The 19,093-nt window shown below is 41.1% G+C and carries 17 protein-coding genes and 1 riboswitch; of the genes, 8 read left to right on the top strand and 9 right to left on the bottom strand.

The window, feature by feature from the left end; all coding sequences use genetic code 11:
• The 4 genes from J500_RS03675 to gspF form a co-directional block, all read right to left on the bottom strand.
• Positions 1-304 (bottom strand): transposase (locus J500_RS03675; protein WP_034698237.1); only part of this gene is annotated, 304 nt, incomplete at its 3' end.
• A 94-nt stretch (positions 305-398) separates the two neighbouring features.
• Complete coding sequence (locus J500_RS03670) at positions 399-737, bottom strand: hypothetical protein (RefSeq protein ID WP_004994178.1); 339 nt, start codon at positions 735-737, stop codon at positions 399-401.
• Positions 738-1,068: 331 nt separating this feature from the next.
• A complete protein-coding gene (gspG, locus tag J500_RS03665) occupies positions 1,069-1,521 on the bottom strand; it encodes a type II secretion system major pseudopilin GspG (RefSeq protein WP_005001245.1) in 453 nt (150 codons plus the stop codon).
• Positions 1,522-1,544: 23 nt separating this feature from the next.
• Positions 1,545-2,750, bottom strand: coding sequence for a type II secretion system inner membrane protein GspF (gspF, locus tag J500_RS03660; RefSeq protein WP_004991557.1), 1,206 nt, complete (start codon positions 2,748-2,750; stop codon positions 1,545-1,547).
• 156 nt (positions 2,751-2,906) lie between these two features.
• Here gspF and J500_RS03655 point away from each other — a divergent pair, with 156 nt between their 5' ends.
• The 6 genes from J500_RS03655 (at position 2,907) to J500_RS03630 (ending at position 10,095) form a co-directional block, all read left to right on the top strand.
• Positions 2,907-5,135: a primosomal protein N' gene (locus J500_RS03655; protein WP_004994183.1), complete on the top strand. Its 2,229-nt coding sequence runs from the start codon at positions 2,907-2,909 to the stop codon at positions 5,133-5,135.
• An 88-nt stretch (positions 5,136-5,223) separates the two neighbouring features.
• Positions 5,224-7,077: a monovalent cation:proton antiporter-2 (CPA2) family protein gene (locus J500_RS03650; RefSeq protein WP_034698198.1), complete on the top strand. Its 1,854-nt coding sequence runs from the start codon at positions 5,224-5,226 to the stop codon at positions 7,075-7,077.
• A 50-nt stretch (positions 7,078-7,127) separates the two neighbouring features.
• Positions 7,128-8,003: an Hsp33 family molecular chaperone HslO gene (locus J500_RS03645; protein ID WP_004991565.1), complete on the top strand. Its 876-nt coding sequence runs from the start codon at positions 7,128-7,130 to the stop codon at positions 8,001-8,003.
• Positions 8,004-8,173: 170 nt separating this feature from the next.
• A complete protein-coding gene (locus J500_RS03640) occupies positions 8,174-9,118 on the top strand; it encodes a DnaJ C-terminal domain-containing protein (protein ID WP_034698194.1) in 945 nt (314 codons plus the stop codon).
• Positions 9,119-9,129: 11 nt separating this feature from the next.
• A complete protein-coding gene (locus J500_RS03635; protein WP_004991571.1) occupies positions 9,130-9,459 on the top strand; it encodes a chaperone modulator CbpM in 330 nt (109 codons plus the stop codon).
• Positions 9,460-9,552: 93 nt separating this feature from the next.
• Positions 9,553-10,095, top strand: a complete 543-nt coding sequence (locus tag J500_RS03630; RefSeq protein ID WP_004994188.1) for a ClbS/DfsB family four-helix bundle protein — start codon at positions 9,553-9,555, stop codon at positions 10,093-10,095.
• Positions 10,096-10,098: 3 nt separating this feature from the next.
• Here the strand turns inward: J500_RS03630 and crcB are convergent, their stop codons facing one another.
• On the bottom strand, positions 10,099-10,479 hold the full coding sequence (gene crcB, locus J500_RS03625) for a fluoride efflux transporter CrcB (RefSeq protein WP_004994189.1): 381 nt from the start codon (positions 10,477-10,479) through the stop codon (positions 10,099-10,101).
• 67 nt (positions 10,480-10,546) lie between these two features.
• Positions 10,547-10,615: riboswitch (Fluoride riboswitch) on the bottom strand.
• Between the two features lie 49 nt (positions 10,616-10,664).
• A complete protein-coding gene (locus J500_RS03620) occupies positions 10,665-11,888 on the bottom strand; it encodes a magnesium transporter CorA family protein (protein WP_004991577.1) in 1,224 nt (407 codons plus the stop codon).
• Between the two features lie 342 nt (positions 11,889-12,230).
• Here J500_RS03620 and J500_RS03615 point away from each other — a divergent pair, with 342 nt between their 5' ends.
• Entirely contained in the window at positions 12,231-12,455 is a 225-nt protein-coding gene (locus J500_RS03615; protein WP_004994196.1) for a YdcH family protein, read from the top strand.
• Positions 12,456-12,514: 59 nt separating this feature from the next.
• On the opposite strand, the gene pnp is transcribed toward J500_RS03615, so the two are convergent.
• Both pnp and rpsO read right to left on the bottom strand, forming a co-directional pair.
• Entirely contained in the window at positions 12,515-14,602 is a 2,088-nt protein-coding gene (gene pnp / locus J500_RS03610) for a polyribonucleotide nucleotidyltransferase (protein WP_171063785.1), read from the bottom strand.
• A 283-nt stretch (positions 14,603-14,885) separates the two neighbouring features.
• A complete protein-coding gene (gene rpsO, locus J500_RS03605; RefSeq protein ID WP_004991585.1) occupies positions 14,886-15,155 on the bottom strand; it encodes a 30S ribosomal protein S15 in 270 nt (89 codons plus the stop codon).
• A gap of 271 nt (positions 15,156-15,426) precedes the next feature.
• On the opposite strand from rpsO, the gene J500_RS03600 reads away from it, so the two are divergent.
• Complete coding sequence (locus tag J500_RS03600; RefSeq protein ID WP_034698234.1) at positions 15,427-16,734, top strand: EstA family serine hydrolase; 1,308 nt, start codon at positions 15,427-15,429, stop codon at positions 16,732-16,734.
• A gap of 581 nt (positions 16,735-17,315) precedes the next feature.
• Here J500_RS03600 and recD read toward each other — a convergent pair.
• Positions 17,316-19,076, bottom strand: a complete 1,761-nt coding sequence (gene recD, locus J500_RS03595) for an exodeoxyribonuclease V subunit alpha (protein WP_004994205.1) — start codon at positions 19,074-19,076, stop codon at positions 17,316-17,318.
• Between the last annotated feature and the right edge of the window lie 17 nt (positions 19,077-19,093).

The following is a 19,093-nucleotide window of genomic DNA, read 5'->3' as shown; positions in this document are numbered from 1 at the left end:
CCTTTCCATTTCGTTTAAGCAAACCAAACACAATCACTTTTCCAGCAGCACCTCTTCCCCGTTTTCCCTTGCGTGTGCCACCGAAATAACTTTCATCCAGTTCAATTTCACCATCAAACACTTCGAGGGCTTCCAGCCCTAAATGATAGGCGATTATCTTACGAGTTTTGGTATAAAAGAGAGCAGCAGAATTAGGGTGAATCCCTAGTAAATCTGCTGCTGATCTGGCTGTCACTTCAAGCACAAAAAACTCGAGTAGTTTAAGTTGTATTTTCTTGCTGAATTTACAATTGGTTAGCTTCATTTTCATAGATTAAAACAACGCTAATCTAGTACAGCCCCAAAATAATTACGCCATAAAAAACGAGGCATCAGCCTCGTTCGATCATATATCATCGTTATAGTGTCGCAGTCAGATAAGATAACATAGCAGCTAGACTCAACATCGGAACATAACGATAAATAGAAACGATAACTTGCTCAACATTTGAAATTTGTTGTTCAAGCACAATTTTTAATACCGTTGCTTTTAACGCTGAATAAAAACTTAAAATTAGAATCGCACTAAATATACTCAGCGCAATGAAACCTACCATAATTTGGCTAGTTGCGTCTGACATTTGCCAAAGGGTTAAAATACCTTGACTCAGTGGAAGTAAACTCAAAATCAGGAGAACAGATTTGAGCATTGACCAATGAAACTGATGAATTTCATCCGAAAAAAATAATGCTTTCATGCTATCCTCCGACAGTAAAATGGCTGACTTAAAAACTATTATGCAAGGTTTTAATTAAATAAAAAGTCTATTTTTATTCATAATTCATTTATCTTGTAATCAGTAAATATGGGAATAGTTCTTATTATAAATCTCATATCTTGATATTTTATTAAATTATATAAAAATCAATACAATAAATTAAAATTACAAATTGAGATGTATTATCATTACAATGTTTTATTTTTTTAATTCGATTCAACCCATCCATAATTCCCATCATGCCAAGTACATTATTTTAAATAGATAGCACTTCATTTAAAAATGCTACCTATGATCTTAAAACTAAATTTTAAGGTTTGTAGTAAATATCCGCATCGTTTCCTTCACCGCCAGATTTTCCATCTGCCCCAAAAGAATATAAGTCGTAGGCATGGCCCTCGGTACCAGGAATCACATACTGAATATCATTTTCCCAGCTATCTTTCGGATAGCCCCCTTTGACATAACCGCCGGGCAACCAGTTTTTCGCAGTGGCAGGCTGAGTCACAAGCGCATCCAGACCACCTTCTTGCATAGATGGATAATGACCATTGTCTAGTTTGTATTGATCTAATGCTCCTGCCACACCTTTTAAGGTGATTTGTGTGGTATCGACTTTGGCTTTTTCACCACGCCCCATCACATTTGGAACAATCAATGCAGCTAAAACACCTAAAATTACGATCACCACCATCACTTCAATAAGTGTGAATCCAGACTGTTTGTTCATAATTTTATTACCCTGCATTTTCTGCTTATTCATTTTCATCTCTAACATACAACTCATTAAATCATATTATTCATATTTACAATTGGCAGCATGACCGCAATCACGATCACCAGTACAATGGCCGCCATAAACACCAGCATCAACGGTTCAAGCAGCGCCAATAAGGTTGAGATGAATGTTGTGACTTCACGATCCTGCATATCGGATGCTCGCTGCAACATTCGGTCTAGTTCGCCCGATGCTTCACCACTGCGTATCATTTGTACCATCATTGGTGGGAAATAACCACAGCGTTCAAGCTGGGTTGCCAAGTTTCCTCCTTCCGTGACTTTTTCCGCCGCAATATTAATCGCATCACGAATCACCCAATTACTACTCACCGCTGCCCCAATTTTAAGCGCATCGACTAAAGGAACACCCGATTGAGTCAAAATCGATAAGGTACTGGCGAAACGCGCCGAATTTATACCACGTGATAATTTACCAAATAATGGCAATCTGAGCGTTAAACGATCAAATGCATAATGGCCTGCGGTGGTTTTTAAAAAGCGGACAAAAGCAATGATGCCAATGATACTGATCAGCAATAGGAACGGCCATGTGTGACGAATCAGATCGCTGGCTTTCATCAAAGCCACTGTAATCCACGGCAAAGCCTGTTTACTCTGGTCAAACGTTTTGACGATATCTGGCACGACATAGGTCATGAGCCCCATCACAATTGCAAAAGACATCAGCAATAAAATGATTGGATAAATCATCGCACCCTGAATTTTCTTTTGCATGGCAAAACGGTTTTCGGTGTAGTCAGAAAGTTGATCGAGTATTAGATCCAAATGTCCAGAGCGTTCACCTGCGGCAATGGTGGCAATATATAAGTCAGGAAAACGTCCTGATTGCTGCATGCCCTGTGCCAGCGAATGTCCTTCAAGTACTTTGGAACGTACCGAAAGGAGTAAATTCTGCACATGGGCTTTTTCATTTTGTTTAGCTACGGCGCGTAATGCTTCTTCAAGCGGAATCGCCGCTGCCACCAATACAGAAAGCTGCCTCGTCATGAGTGCTAGATCATAAGCACTAAACTTTTTTTGAAACCATGAACGTTGCTGATGTTTATCTTTTTGCTCAACAGGTTCAACGGCGATCGGCGTCCAAGTTTTATCTCGCAATTGCTGGCGAATTTGTCGTGCAGAGTCCCCTTCCAGCACCCCTTTTTGCTGTTTTCCCGAAGCGTCAATGGCAGTAAATTGATAGGCAGGCATGATCTTTTCTAATTTTTTCCAAAAAATAATCGGTTAGCTGTTGCATCTTTCCTACACAATCCTTCATATTTCGGAGCATTACAGCTTTGCACACTTTAGCACAGCACCTATCATCCGAAAATGAATCATCTTAAAAAATAGTGACGATACAGATTTATGCCAAACACGCCGCCACCTCAAACAGAGATTTATCGTATTCGGGTCGCTGTACCTGTCTATCTGTATGAGACCTTTGATTACAGCTTAACTCATGCTCAATATCAACAGGCTCAGGTTGGCGCGCGAGTGGCAATTCCTTTCGGTCGGCAAAAACTGATTGGCATCATTACCGAGAAAATCGCGCCAGATGTTCCACTGGATTCACGGTTTCAGCTCAAAGCTATTTTTGAGTTGCTTGATGATGATGCCATTTTAGATGACAAAGTTTTAACTTTGTTGACATGGTCAGCGCAGTATTATCAGTTTCCGATTGGGGAGGTGATGCAAGCAGCTTTACCTGCACTGTTACGACAAGGCAAACCATTGGATATTTTGGCACATATCTGGAAAATCAAACCTTGTGAAGATGCAGAATCCAAACTTAAACGCTCGCAAAAGCAATTTGAAGCCTATCAAATTTTAAAGCTACACCCGACAGGAACGACCGAAAACATTTTAAATTTAAGTGGGGTAGAAACTGCGACTTTACGTGCTTTGGCAAAAAAGGATCTGGTCGAATGTCATTTAGAAACACAAGATTTTCGACCGACACCCGTTCAATTGGCACAAATGCCCCTCACGCCCAACGATGATCAGAAAAAAGCCATTCAACACGTGGTTCAGTCGCTCCATCATTATCAAGCTTTTTTATTGGACGGCTTAACAGGTAGTGGCAAAACCGAAGTCTATCTACACATCATGCATGAGGTGTTGAAACAAGGGAAGCAAGTGCTGGTTTTAGTGCCTGAGATCGGACTGACCCCACAAACCATTTCCCGATTTAAATCGCGTTTTCATTGTGATGTTGCGCTGATGCATTCGGGCTTAAACGACTCCAAACGTCTGCAAGCATGGCAACAGGCCAAAATGGGCAAAGCTTCAATCATTTTAGGCACACGCTCTGCTATTTATACGCCTTTGCATAATCTTGGTTTAATCATTCTGGATGAAGAACATGATATTTCCTATAAACAACAGGAAGGCTTTCGTTATCATGCACGGGATGTGGCGCTGTATCGAGGGCATTTAGAAAACTGCCCTGTTATTTTAGGCTCAGCCACACCAAGTATTGATAGTTACCATCTGGTCGAACAGGAAAAATTAAAACTACTACAACTCAATCAACGTGCGGGTGTGGCACTTATGCCGAAAATGCATGTGATTGATTTAAAGGTTGCCAAGAAAAAGCAAGGGTTGAGTCAACAACTGATTGAGCAAATCCAAAAAAAACTGGATAAAAAAGAACAAGTGCTCATTTTCCTGAATCGCCGAGGTTATGCACCTGTTTTGGTTTGCGAAAGCTGTGGCTGGCAAGCCAATTGTCCACATTGTGATGCGCATTTTACGCTGCATACTCAACCTTACACTTATCTGCATTGTCACCATTGCAGTACGATTCAGCGCTTACCCGATCAATGTCCAGAGTGTCAGCATCAGAGCCTAAAGACTCTCGGAATGGGAACAGGTAAAGTTGAAGAACATTTGAATGAACTTTTTCCAGACCATGATGTGATTCGGGTCGACCGAGATAGCACCAGTCGAGTCGGAAGCTGGCAGAAAATTTATGATCGGATTCAGCAAAATCAACCCATGATCTTGCTAGGTACACAAATGCTCGCCAAAGGTCATCATTTTCCTTTTGTCACCTTGGTTGCGATTTTAGATATTGATGCAGGTTTACTGTCTGTCGATGTCCGTGCACCTGAACGTACTGCACAGTTGATTGTACAAGTGTCTGGTCGTGCTGGACGTGGGGAACATAAAGGTGACGTTTATTTACAGACGTTGAGACCTGATCATCCCATGCTCACCACGCTGATCGAAAAAGATTATCGTGCTGTCGCCAAACATATGCTCTATGAGCGGAAAGCTGCATTGTTGCCTCCTTATCGTTATGCGGTATTGATTCGTTCAGATTCTAAAAACCGTGACTATAGTCAGCAATTCTTAGCCGACATCGCTGCCCAATTACAGTTAATGGCGCAGGATAGCATTGAGATTTGGGGGCCTATTCCCGCGCCGATGGAACGCAAAGCTGGACGCTATCGGGCGCATATGGTGATCTTGTCGCAAGATCGCGCACGTATGCACTTCTTTTTACGGCAATGGTGGGCGCAAGTGGTACATTTACCTAAACAGCATCAATTACGTTTATCGATTGATGTTGATCCACAGGAATTTAACTAAAATGTTCATGATCTGACATCTATCTTGTTTTAAATGATGTTTATACTGGTGAGATAAGGAACTGAGCTCAAAACGATCAAGGTAATCCATGTCATTATTATTACAAATCACTATATTTTTAGGCGCAGCCTTACTGATCGTTCCACTGGGTAAACGCTTTGGCATTGCCACAGTACTTGGTTATCTATTTACGGGTATTTTACTCGGCCCCAGTGTTTTAAATATCGCCAGTGATGCCAATGCCATTATGCATCTAGCAGAATTTGGCGTGATTTTATTAATGTTCATTATTGGCTTGGAACTTCGTCCACAGCGCTTATGGGAAATGCGACATTCCATTTTTGTCATGGGAAGTATGCAAGTGGTGATCACGGGTGTGATTTTAATGCTGATCACACTACTTCTGTTCAAGCAAAATCTAGCCAGTAGTTTTGTGATCGGATTTGCATTGGCACTGTCTTCAACGGCCTTTGTCTTACAATTATTAAGTGAAAAACAACAACTTAATACAACTTATGGGCAATCATCCTTTTCCATTTTACTTTTTCAGGATATTGCCGCAATTCCGTTATTAGCCGTGATTCCGCTTTTGGCTGGCACACAGACCACACATCATGGAATTGCTTACTTTGCCGCCATTGTAGCGACCTTCACAGGTTTGTTTTTATTTAGTCGATATATTCTGCGTTATTTCTTTCGCTTTGTCGTGGATAGTGGTGCGAGTGAACTGATTACTGCGGTTGGTTTATTTATTGTATTGGCCGTGGTTTTGCTAATGGATTTATTAGGTATCAGTACGACACTGGGTGCATTTTTAACTGGAGTATTACTAGCTGATTCCGAATTTCGTCACGAGCTTGAAGCCAGCATCGCCCCGTTTAAAGGGTTACTTTTAGGTCTGTTCTTTATGACTGTGGGCATGACTGCTCAGATCTCGCTATTTGTCGATATGCCGTGGCTGATTATTGGGGGTGCAATCAGTTTAATGCTGATCAAACTGATCATTTTAACGGGGATTGCCCGATTTAATCAGTACAGTTGGAAAAATAGCCTGTTGATGGGCACCTGTCTGGCACAAGGGGGCGAGTTTGCATTTGTGGTACTCAGTGCAGCAAAAAGCGAAAAAGTCCTCACTCAGGCATTGGTAGAGCCGCTCACCTTAATTGTGACTTTATCGATGATGTTGACTCCCGTTCTATACTGGCTCATGACCTCGAAAATTGTGCCTGTTTTATTTAAGGACAAAGCACCTGAATATGATGAGATCCCCGCCAATGATCACCCGATTATCATTGCAGGTTTTGGTCGTTTTGGACAAATCATTGCGCGCATCGCACGGCTGCATCATTTTAGTTTTACTGCGATTGACAATAACATGCAGCGTATTGATTTCGTCAGACGTTACGGTGGAACGCTGTATTATGGAGATGTCACGCAGCCTGAGATCTTACGTGCAGCAGGTATTGAAAAGGCTCGAATTTTTGTTCTGGCGGTGGATGATGTAGAAGACAACATGAACGTCGCGCGACATATTCGCCTGAATTATCCTGAAATTAAACTGTTTGTCCGCGCTCGTGATCGACATCATGTGCATTTGCTGCGTGATCTCGGAATCGAGCATATCTGGCGTGAAACCTATTTATCCTCACTGGGTATGGCTTATCGGGTACTCTGTGATATGGGCGTCTCTGCCGAACAGGCCTATGAAAATATCGAAACCTTCCGTGATTATGATGAAAAATTGTTAGCGAGACAGCAAAGTATTTATACGGACGAACAAAAAATCGTTGAAACGCATCGTAATATGTTAGCGGAACTTGAACATTTGTTTGAAAGTGATGAAAGAAATCAGCCTGTCAGTTCAGGTGTGAATTTACAACGTGGTTTAGAAAACGATACACAAAAGCACCGTATTAATGTGACACGAGATGATCACGATTGACTTGTGTTTTACAATAAAGACACCATTAAGACAGGGTTATGGAGAAAAATATGTCTGATCTACGCCAACGTTTTTACATTGAGGACTGCCCTGTTCGTGGAGAAGTGGTTCATCTTGAAGAATCCTTGCAAACCATTTTAGCGCAACGTGATTATATGCCTGCGGTCAAAGCCCTATTGGGCGAAATGCTGAGCGCAACAGCGTTACTGGCCAGTACCTTAAAAATTAAAGGTCGTATTAGCCTACAAATTCAGGCTTCGGGGACCTTTAAATGGGCAATGGCGGAATGTAACCATTTGGGTGAAATCCGTGCCTTGGCAGATTATGAACAAGATCCACACTTTCAGGAAGGCACAGACAGCAGCGTAGTATTAGGCAGCCTGCAAAATCCAGTATTGTTTATTAATATTGAACCCGAATTTGGTGATCGTTATCAGGGTATTGTACCGTTGGATCAACCCACGCTGGCAGGTTGTTTAATGCAATATTATGATTTATCTGCCCAGATTCCGACCCATATTGTATTGGCTACCACGCCGAAACGCTCTGGGGGGTTATTGATTCAACTGCTTCCACGTAACAATGAAGAAGAACAACAGTTGATCGATGAAGATATTTGGCCACGTTTGACCATGTTAACCGAAACCCTCAAGCCAGAAGAGCTGACCGAACTTTCAGCCAATGAAATTTTGTACCGCCTGTACAATGAAGAGCAAGTTCGCTTGCCTGAAATTGAGCATCTCAAATTTGGCTGTACCTGCTCCAAAGAACGCTGTGCCGAAGCTCTGATTCAGATTGGTGTAGAATCGGTACGTGAAACACTGACCGAGCAAAATCCAATTCGTATGGACTGCCAATTCTGTAATACTCAATATAGCTTTACTGCGGAAGAAGCATTGGGCCTGTTTGGCGAGCATTTAAGCTAAAAGACATCGGATATAAAGCCAATAAAAGCCTTCAGAATTCTGAGATTCTGAAGGCTTTTTGCTGTGTTTCATTTTCCAAACATCAACATTTTACTATGCTTATGGTCTTGTAATTGCTCAGTTCATCACCATAATTAAAAGAGATAAAACCCAATTTTAAAAGAGCTTTTATGGCAAAAAACTACTATGAAGAACTCGGGGTTACACGAAGCGCCTCAGCAGACGAAATCAAGAAAGCCTATCGTAAATTAGCAAAGAAATATCATCCTGATATTAGTAAAGAATCAGATGCTGAAACCAAAATGCAGGCGATTAATGTCGCCTACGATACCTTAGGTGATGCCACTAAAAAGGCTGAATATGATCAAATGCTGGATCATCCTCAAGGCTTTGCAGGATTTGGACAAGGAGCTCAGGGTGCATCTGGTGGCTTTGATGGCGCACAATTTTACCGTCAAGGCAATGCCTCTGACTTTCAGGGCTTTGAAGATCTATTTGGTCGCTTTGGCTCAGGTTTTGGCGGAGGTGATTACCAATATCAACGCCAAAAGCGCAGTTATCGTGGTGAAGACCAACATGCCAGTATCGAAGTAGATGTCGAAATTGCCTACCATGGAACCACTCAGAATATCACGCTGCAAATTCCAACCGTCAATGCCTACGGTGAACCAGAAGTTCAACGTAAAACCTTACAGGTCAAAATTCCAAAAGGCATGAAAGAGGGTCAGCAAATTCGCTTAAGTGGACAAGGTCAAAGTGGCATCAATGGCGGTGAAAATGGCGATCTTTATATCGAAATCCAATATAAAGACACCGATCGCTTACGGGTAGAAGGCGCAGATGTCTATGCAACAATCGATGTTGCTCCATGGGAAGCGGCATTGGGGCAAAAAATTGAAGTGAATACTCCTGCGGGTAAGCTAGGAGTTAATTTGCCGAAAAATGCCAAAACAGGCCAACAACTTCGGTTGAAAGATAAAGGGATTCCGACTAAAACAGCAGGAAATCTTTATCTGGTGCTTAATATTGTGCTACCGCAAGCGACCACCGAAGAACAACTGCAAGCCTATGAAAGCTTTGCTCAAGCCTTTTCATCCTTTACACCGCGTTCATAAGGAGCTGAATGATGCCTACTATTCATTATCGTGAAATCACATATAGCGGATTGAATGAAGCAGAAGTCATTGATGAACAGTGTACTTTTGATTTAACTCACTTTGCACAAGTCAGTGGTCAAAGTCCTGAATGGATTTTGCAATTAATCGAGTACGATATTTTATCGACTTCAGGTCAACCGCAACAGTACCGTTTTTCTGGTACAGATGTGATTCGCGCACGACGCGCTTATCGTTTACAACGTGATTTTGACGCCAGTCTTTCTGCGGTGTCGGTTATGCTGGATTTAATTGATGAAGTTCATCAGTTACGTCGACAAATTCGTTCAAATCAAGCATGATCATTTTATATTCGTGATAATGCCACTTATCGCGAAATTTTCTGGACATAAAATGGTTCAGAACTGAACGAAACTTATCTTCAGAGAATCATAATGGCTGTACCCCAAAATAAAAATGAATTATTAAATGCGATTGAAACCAATTTTAATAAACTCATCCAACAACTCGATAAAGTTCCCGTTGAACAAACGCAGCAACCAACCTTAGATGGACATGTTAAAGGCAGCCAGATGAGTATATGCAACCTTCTGGCTTATTTAATTGGCTGGAACGAGTTGGTTTTGAAGTGGCTGTCTATAGATGCTTCAGGAAAAACCATTGATTTTCCTGAAACAGGTTATAAATGGAATCAGTTGGGTCAACTTGCTCAGAGATTTTATCAAGATTATAGCGAGCTTGACTATAATCAATTAATCAAACGATTAATCATCAACAAAACTCGCATTCTTGAAGTAATTGAAACAAAAAGTAATGCCGAACTATATGAAGAAAACTGGTACAACCAATGGACTATGGGTCGCATGATTCAATTGAATACGGCTTCCCCGTATCTCAATGCCAAAAACAGAGTCAGTAAATGGCTCAAAATTCAAAATTCAAAATTCAAAATTTTCAACCTAAGGTGTAATTCATAAGCATTAATGTTGTGCAATCCATTGATAAGATAATAATCCTAAAATGGTACAGATCAACGAACCTAGCAAATGAATACAAATCACAAAAATCGCAATGGAAAATTTTTGTTGTTGCAACAAACCCACGACTTCTGCCGAAAACGTCGAAAATGTGGTGAGTGCCCCACAAAACCCCGTGATGATAAATAATTTATAGTTTGGGCTGAGATTGGTATTGGCAAAAAATGCGATGGCAAAACCAATGATAAAACCACCAATCAAATTAGCTAACAATGTACCCAGTGGAACATTTTCAAAAGCTGCATTAAACTTTAAACCCAAAAACCAGCGTGACCACGCCCCTAATATTGAACCCAACGCGATAGAAAGAAGTGAATAATACATGACTACATGCTCCAGAATTATTTTGATTAAACAGAGCACGTACACCTACGCTCCTCTGTCAAATGAAAGGATCGTAGGCATCATTAGCCAATCACTGGCGGTTTGTAGCAGGAGGAATGCCATCTCCTGTGGCTCTAGTCTAACCGAGTCAAATTCAAATGTGAAGTTGAACCCTCATGCAGGTTTTACTTAAGCTTGGTTATCTTTTCAACTTCTTTCAGAGTTTGCTTTAAAGGCTCATAATCCAGAAACCAAAACAAATTGACGTTATGCTGACGCTTTTGTTGTGCCAAAAGCTCAATCACACTTTTTTCACCACGCCCCACCAGATGTTGCCGATAAAAATAATATAGTAGTAAGACAGTACACAATAGCATCACGCCAAGCATCATCCAAAAACCCAATGGCGACTTTAAGCCGGGAATAAATTCAAAGTTCATGCCGTAAACCCCTGTTAATAAGGTTAACGGCGCAAATACAGCGGTAATAATCGCCAAAATACGCATATTTTCATTGGTTTGATTGGCAATCGCATTGAAGTGCAAATCAATTGCAGACTGAATCGCCATACGCAAACGCGAGGTGTGTTTTTGAGTGCGTTCTAAATGACTAACCAAATCATTCATACGGACTAATAACAGATCAGGAGATTCAGTGGCATGTTCACCCATCAAATGGTGATAATTTTCCACCAGTTCATCACGTAGTTCCTGCAACGTTTCAATCTGTTCTTCACACAAGTTTTCAACTTGCTGAAATGCCATATTTTCCTGAAAAAGTTGTGGCCATTGATTAAAGCGCTTTCGCCCCTGTAACAACTCTCTTTGCCAATGTTCAACACGACGAGTGAGCGGAGTTCGCAATGCTAGATAACCATCAATAATGGTATTAAGTAATCTCAAACTTAAATCAATCGGACTTTGAGGCAGTTTTCTGGGCTTATTTTGCTCCTGTATGCTGCGCTGTAAAATGCTCTGAAAACGTTGCACATAATTATCTACAGCTTGATTACCCTGCTCTCTGACACTGACCAGAATATGCTGACTTACAATAAAGCTAATCGGTGTGGTCGCCAATCCAAAGATACTTTCATGTTGCTCGCCTACACTATTATTGTTTTCGATATGATCTTCTGGCGTGATAATTTTTCTAAAGATCAGAACATCGTAATCTTCCATGGTGTCAAAATCACACGGATGATCAATATTTAAGATATCCCGAATATGAAATTCGTTAATGCTAAGATCTGTGATCGCTTTAATTTTTTTTTGCCATTCTTCTGCATGATTGACCACATCTTCACGTATGCAATCGACCCATTGAAAAATCAACGGATGATCGGTTTGATGTTCATGACTTAAAAACACATATTGTTCTGTAGTGTGCCGATAAAAATAATAGATCTGCATAACAACGTCTCTTAATTTCTGTTGTTATTTTTAGCATAAATCTTTGAATAAAAACTTAACTACCCAACAATTGAGGACAAGATTCAATTTCAATGGATAGTTATGAAGATGGATCGAAGCGAAGATGCTCAAAATTACAATGCAACACTGTAAATTGATCAAATGTTACACAAATAAAAAAATATTCATTCAATAAGACTGACATATTATAGCATAAAGCCCTACTATTATTAAGGATTAAATCTGTATGGTTCGTCCATGCTTTTTACGATCATTTTTGGTGAGTTTCACGCATACTCAAATCAGAGAGATGAATTTAAACATAGTATCAAAGGTGAATTTATGTTCCCAGAATATCGCGCTCTTATCAGTCAGCTCAAGCAAGATGATGCGCATTTTTCCAAAGTTTTTGAAGAACACAATGCGCTCGATCACGAAATCATTCGTCTAGAGCAAAACCCTGTAACCAGCGGTTTAGATGAAATTGAAAACTTAAAACGCCAGAAATTAAAACTCAAAGATGAACTCTATAAAATGCTGAAAACAAGCAGAACAATAGTGGATTGATGAGCATTAAAAAATCCGCCGCGGCGGATTTTTTTTTAATCAATTTTAAACAGCTTTATTTAAACCTGTTCAATGTCTTTCATGGTCAGTTTAATACGACCACGGTTATCGACATCAGCCACCTGAACTTTGACTTCTTGACCTTCTTTCAATACATCAGTCACGTTGGCAACACGTTCATTTGAAATTTGAGAGATGTGAAGCAAACCATCCGTACCTGGCATAATGTTCACAAACGCACCAAATTCAACGATACGAATCACTTTACCATCATAGATTTTGCCTGGCTCAACTTCAGCGGTTAACGCTTGAATTTTGGCAATCGCAGCACGTGCAGCCGCTTTAGATTCACCAAATACACGTACCGTACCATTGTCTTCGATATCAATCGCTGCTTTGGTTTCTTCAGTAATTTGACGAATGGTCGCGCCACCTTTACCAATGACATCACGGATCTTGTCTGGATTAATTGTGATCACTTCAAAGGTTGGTGCAAACATTGAAATTTCTGGACGTGCACGAGAAATGACTTTATTCATTTCATTCAGGATGTGCATACGACCAGCATATGCCTGATTCAATGCGACTTCCATGATCTCTTCGGTAATCCCTTCGATCTTGATGTCCATTTGTAGCGCAGTAATACCGTTGGCAGAACCAGCCACTTTAAAGTCCATATCACCCAGGTGATCTTCATCACCCAAGATATCTGAAAGCACGGCAAAACGCTCGCCTTCTTTGACTAGACCCATCGCGATACCCGCAACTGGTGCTTTCAGTGGAACACCTGCATCCATCAATGATAATGAAGCACCACAAACAGAAGCCATTGAAGATGAACCATTTGATTCAGTAATGTCAGATACAATACGGATCACGTATGGGAAGCGGTCAGCAGCAGGAAGAACTGCTTGAACACCACGGCGCGCTAAACGACCATGACCAATTTCACGGCGTTTCGGACCAGATTCACGACCTGTTTCACCTACAGAGTATGCAGGGAAATTATAGTGCAACATAAAGTTGTCAGTTTTAGTACCAGAAAGGGTGTCAACCATCAACGCATCACGGGTATTACCCAAAGTGGTGGTGACCAATGCCTGAGTTTCACCACGAGTAAACAATGCAGAACCATGAGCACGTTCTAGCACACCGACTTGTACATCGATTCCACGAACGGTTTTAGTATCACGACCATCGATACGCGGCTTACCTGACAGGATATTGTCACGCACAGTACGGTATTTCAGATCTTCAAATAGCTCGTTGACTTCGTCTGCAATGCCTGTTTCGTCATTTTCAGGAACAAATTGGGCAACTGCTTCTGCATATAATGCATCAAGCGCTGCATAACGATCTTGCTTCACTGCAATGGTATAAGCTTCAGAAATTTTGCTTTCAAACGCCGCTTTTAATTGTTCAAGTAACGTTTCATTTTTGCTCGGGGCAACCCAAGTTGACTCAACCGCACCGGCGGCGGCTGCAAACTCTTTGATCGCTTGAATTGCGATTTGCATTTCGTCATGACCAAACAGAACCGCGCCCAGCATTTGATCTTCTGAAAGCTCTTTGGCTTCAGATTCAACCATGAGGACTGCTGATTCTGTACCTGCAACCACAAGGTCAAGATCAGATTGAGCAAGTTGTTCAAAGTTCGGGTTAAGAACGTATTCGCCATTGATCAGACCAACACGCGCACCACCGATAGGACCACGGAACGGCGTACCCGCAATCGACAATGCAGCAGATGTACCCAACATGGCAGCAATATCTGCATCCATAGTTTTATCAGAAGAAACCACTGTTGCAGTGACTTGGATTTCGTTGAAATAGCCTTCTGGGAACAATGGGCGAATTGGACGGTCAATCAAGCGTGAAATCAAAGTTTCAGCTTCAGACGCACGTCCTTCACGCTTGCCATAACCACCTGGAATACGACCAGCAGCATATTGTTTTTCTTGATAGTTTACAGTCAGTGGGAAAAAGTCTTGACCGGCTTTCGCTTTAGGTTGAGCAACTACAGCAACAAGTACCGTTACACCGCCCATGGTGATTAATACAGTATTTGCTTGACGTGCCACACGACCTGTTTCTAAAACAACTTGATGCTGACCGAATTGAAATTCTTTACGAACGATATTAAACATTGACATGTATTATATTTTCCTAGTTCTTTTTGAACAATTATTCTAGTGGAGACCCCTAAGGTTTGGCATTCAAACCATTGCGATCAGATGATTACAAACAATGGTCAATGACAAAGCTTAGAAGCCGACCTCACTAGAGAATAAACACAAAGAAGGAGCGAACAATCGCCCCTTCTAAAGTCATTTAGTGACACACACCAAATGATACTTTCTTTTCAGCACTATCTTTTTAACGCTTAAACACCACGTCATATAAATACCGAAAATCAAGCCTGAAATCGAATTAACGACGTAAACCTAGTTCGTTAATTAGACTTACATAACGACCGTGGTCTTTACCATTTAAGTAGTCAAGTAATTTACGACGTTGGTTAACCATACGGATCAAACCGCGACGGCTATGGTGGTCGTGTTTATGTTCTTTAAAGTGACCTTGCAAATCATTGATTTGAGCAGTCAATAAAGCAACTTGTACTTCTGGTGAACCAGTGTCGTTTTCAGCACGAGCAAATTTAGCGATGATTTCTGCGCGATCTGTGTTAGTTAAAGCCATTCGATTTCTCCGAGATGCTTAAATAAAATAAATTGATACTGATCAATCGATTCAAGGAGGACCTAAAACCAATTGACTGCCGTGCATCACTACAGCAGTGACGTATTTTAAAGGATTCAGGTTGAATTGACAATTCTTAAATCATACAGCTTATCCGCTTGGCAATATTTCATTGCACATTACACATGCATGCTGGTCATTTTAGACACTGACATTTGTCTCATAACGCTGCACACTCATCTGATATAAAAAGAAAAGATATGGAATGACTGTGAAATTATTATCAACCAATACCTGTTTTGTACCCCGTGATCTTGCTGCTGTGATGAGACAAGAGGATGAAGTTCACCCAGAACAAGGGGCAATGACCGAGCAACAACGACAAAAAATATGGAAAAGTGTAGAAAGTGCTTATAAAACTGGAAATTATCCCTTCATCAGTTTTTGTTTACGCCGCAAAGGTCAGATTTTACTCAACCGTAGTCTGGGTTATGCTTCTGGCAATTCAACTCGAGGATTAAGTAACACGGCAAAAATCGGTTCAGCTGATACGCCTGTCTGTCTGTTTTCTGCCTCAAAAATGGTTACAGCAATGTTGATCCACATGCTGGATGAACAAGGCGAAATTAATTTACTTGACCCGATTAGTTATTATATTCCTGAATATGCCGCACATGGTAAACGTCGCACCACGATATTTCATTTGCTGTCACACCGTGGCGGTATTCCCAAAATTGAAGGCGAGGTAACGCCTGAATTACTGTTCGATAAAGATGAAATTTTAAAACGATTGTATGCGGCTAAGCCAGTATCTGTATCAGGTTCACGGCTAGCGTATCATGCCGTTACTGCGGGCTATATTTTAGGTGAATTGATCGAGCGCGTGACTGGTCAGGATCTACGTCGTTTTCTACATGAAACTATCGAAAAGCCCATGAATATGCCATTTTTCAATTATGGTTTAGACGCTAAATACCGCGACCAAGTGGCATTGAATTATCCGACAGGCTTACATCCTCGTCTGGGAACGGATCATTATCTCAATCATGTGCTCGGTGGTGGTTTACAACTGGCAGTCGATGTGACCAATGATACACGTTTTATGGACACGATTTGTCCCGCTGGCAATATCTATACCAGTGCTGAACAAGCAGGCCGTTTTTTTGAAATGTTGTTGAGTGGCGGTCAATATCAAGGCAAGCAAATCATGAGTCCCCGCACCGTATTTCGGGCGACTTTACCTACCTCAGTAACCAGTCTGGATCGCACTTTACTTGCCCCGATGCGTTATGCACTTGGCCCAATGCTCGGAAGTAATCCTGTCGGATTATTTGGCCCACAAACAGCACAAGCCTTTGGGCATATCGGCTTTTCCAATATTTTGTGCTGGGCTGATCCTGAGCGCGATATTAGCGTGTCATTTTTGACCACAGGAAAGTCGGTGATTGGCACCCATCTACCTGCTTTAGCAAATGTACTTTACCAAATCTCGATGCAATGTCCACGAATTCCAAAACAATCGCGTCGTTCACTTTTTGGTTCAGGTCAAGCTGAACATGAGTGGCTACAAGCCATTTAGACAAAAAGAAGCCCAAGCATAACTTGGGCTCTTTTGCGCTGTATTTTTATTTTGAATCGTTGTTGTTTTATTTTATTGTTGTCTCAAGGTCTTACAACCTTTTACTCCATGATGTATATACGAGCTAGACATCATCAGTTCCTACACTTGTCATTCTGCCACAACTCATTATGTAGAAAAGTAGTATTTTACGTATCAATATGTAAGTAAAAACTTACGCAATATTTTAGGTTTTTTAATCATCCATGATTTATCCTAACTATTTGTAATATTCTGTATTTTTTATTTAAATTTTGATCACTGTAAATGCTAATCTAAGAATCAGATAAAAGACAATAAAAAAGCCCTGTAGTCTCTCCCAAAACTACAAGGCTTAGCGGCTGTAAGTTTCCTCGCTTATCACTTACTTCACTGTAAGTTCGCTGTTTTTCAACTTTATGGTTATTGTTTTGCGATTTTCTCAGCATTCCTTGCTGAGCTTTTTGTGCAGAACTATGATCTCAAAAAAAAGGCAGCGGCTCTATCCGCAAATTTCTCGAAACCATGTAAGCATTTTCGTACAGATCTGTCTACCGCATAGACTAACTTAACAATGCTAAATTTTTATTAATTTTTCTAAGCAATCCACTTGTTCTTGTGGTTTTTATGGTTAAAGCTTTACTCCACGCAGTCCGATCAACCAGTAAGCTCACTACTTTTTTGGCGCGAGTAATCGCGGTATAAATCAGTTCTTGGCTGAGTAATTTTTCTGCGGAATGATCAAATACCACTGCCGTATGGGCAAATTCTGAACCTTGTGATTTGTGTATCGTTAAAGCAAAAGCGGTCTGAATATTTTTCGGTAAGCGATGTGCAGCAATCCAGAGATTCAAACTTGGAAAATACACTTCAAATTGTTCAGGATCGGTGCGGTGACGAAAACATAATCCAATATCGCCATTGGAAATACCCAGTTGATAATCGTTATAAGTCATCATCACAGGACGCCCAATATACCACCCACCGACAGCTAGAACGGATAAGTGCTGAGTCAACCATTGTTCAGCATAAAGATTAATTTGTTCCAAACCGAAGTTACCAAAACGGATTGCCACCAAAATACGATATTGATCAAAGGCTTCGATCACAGAATTTATATTTTCCTGAGCATAGTCCGACTGTTGATAGGTTTTTAATTGTCGCAAAAACGGAATAAACCCTACCATTAATTGTTCATAATAAGGTACCAGATCGGTGATTTGATCAGGCAAATACTCAAGCTGAACCACATCATTCATCGCAGCATTGAGCTCAATGTTTTGTAAAGTGGCAGGAATGGCAATCTGCTGTTCAAATTGTTGAAGAAGCTGTTCGGCAGATTGATCTCGCTTGACGTTTTGAATAAACCCCGCCAATTGACCAATTTTGGCCTCGGCACTAAAACGGCGACTACTGATCAGATGAACCAAATGTTTCTGTAGTTCAGGCACTTGTTGTACATCTGCCAATACTGAGCCAACATCCACCGAAGCAAGCTGCTTGGCATCTCCCAATAAAATCAGACGACAATTCTGGGGAATCGCTTCGAGTAACAAGGTCGCGAGATTTAAATCCAGCATGGATGCTTCATCAATCACGATCACATCATAAGGTAGAGGTTGTTTGGCATGAAATCGTGGAATCTGCCGATGACCCAAACCAAGTAAACGATGCAGGGTTTGCGTGGTTTGCTGTTTCAGCGTGTCAGTGACCAGACCTGAGGCCAACAGTTTTTCGTCATTAAATGAGGCTTGTAAAGCTTCTTGCATCCGCTGTGCAGCCTTACCTGTTGGAGCCGCCATCGCAATCCGAATATCTGGAATAGATTGGTTTAAAACTGCAATAATTCGCGCCAGCGTATAGGTTTTACCTGTTCCAGGCCCACCTGTAATGATATTCAGCGCTTGACTGGCGACCATGTGCAAAGCAGCACGTTGCTGTGAATCTGTTAATAAATCCAGATAAGCATCAATCGCTATCGGTTGAATCTGTTGTGTACTTAAACGGGCAATTTGGTGAGCAAGGCGTTGTTCCAATGACCAATAACGATATAAAGCCAATAATTCACCATCATAGATCATCGGGGCAACTTGAGTTCTCGCCTGCTGTTCATCAATGATAAAATCCTCAACTTCAGGAACATTTGACGAAGAAATCGCCAAACCGCTATCGCCCTGTAAACTTGCTTCAATTAACGCTTGCAACAGCTCGGCAATTTCGGCAGAATTGCGCTCCCTGAGATTGAATGGTGCCTGAGCCAAATACTCGCTCCAATTTTTCAACCATCTCAATTCTGCATTTTCAGCGTCAGTTTGCTTTTCCACACAGTTATCCTCAAGCT

Origin of the sequence: Acinetobacter sp. 479375 (assembly GCF_000581715.1) — a bacterium.
Lineage (GTDB): Bacteria > Pseudomonadota > Gammaproteobacteria > Pseudomonadales > Moraxellaceae > Acinetobacter > Acinetobacter ursingii.
The sequence above is the reverse complement of the archived record's forward strand: the minus strand, read 5'-3'. Positions and strand labels throughout refer to the sequence as shown.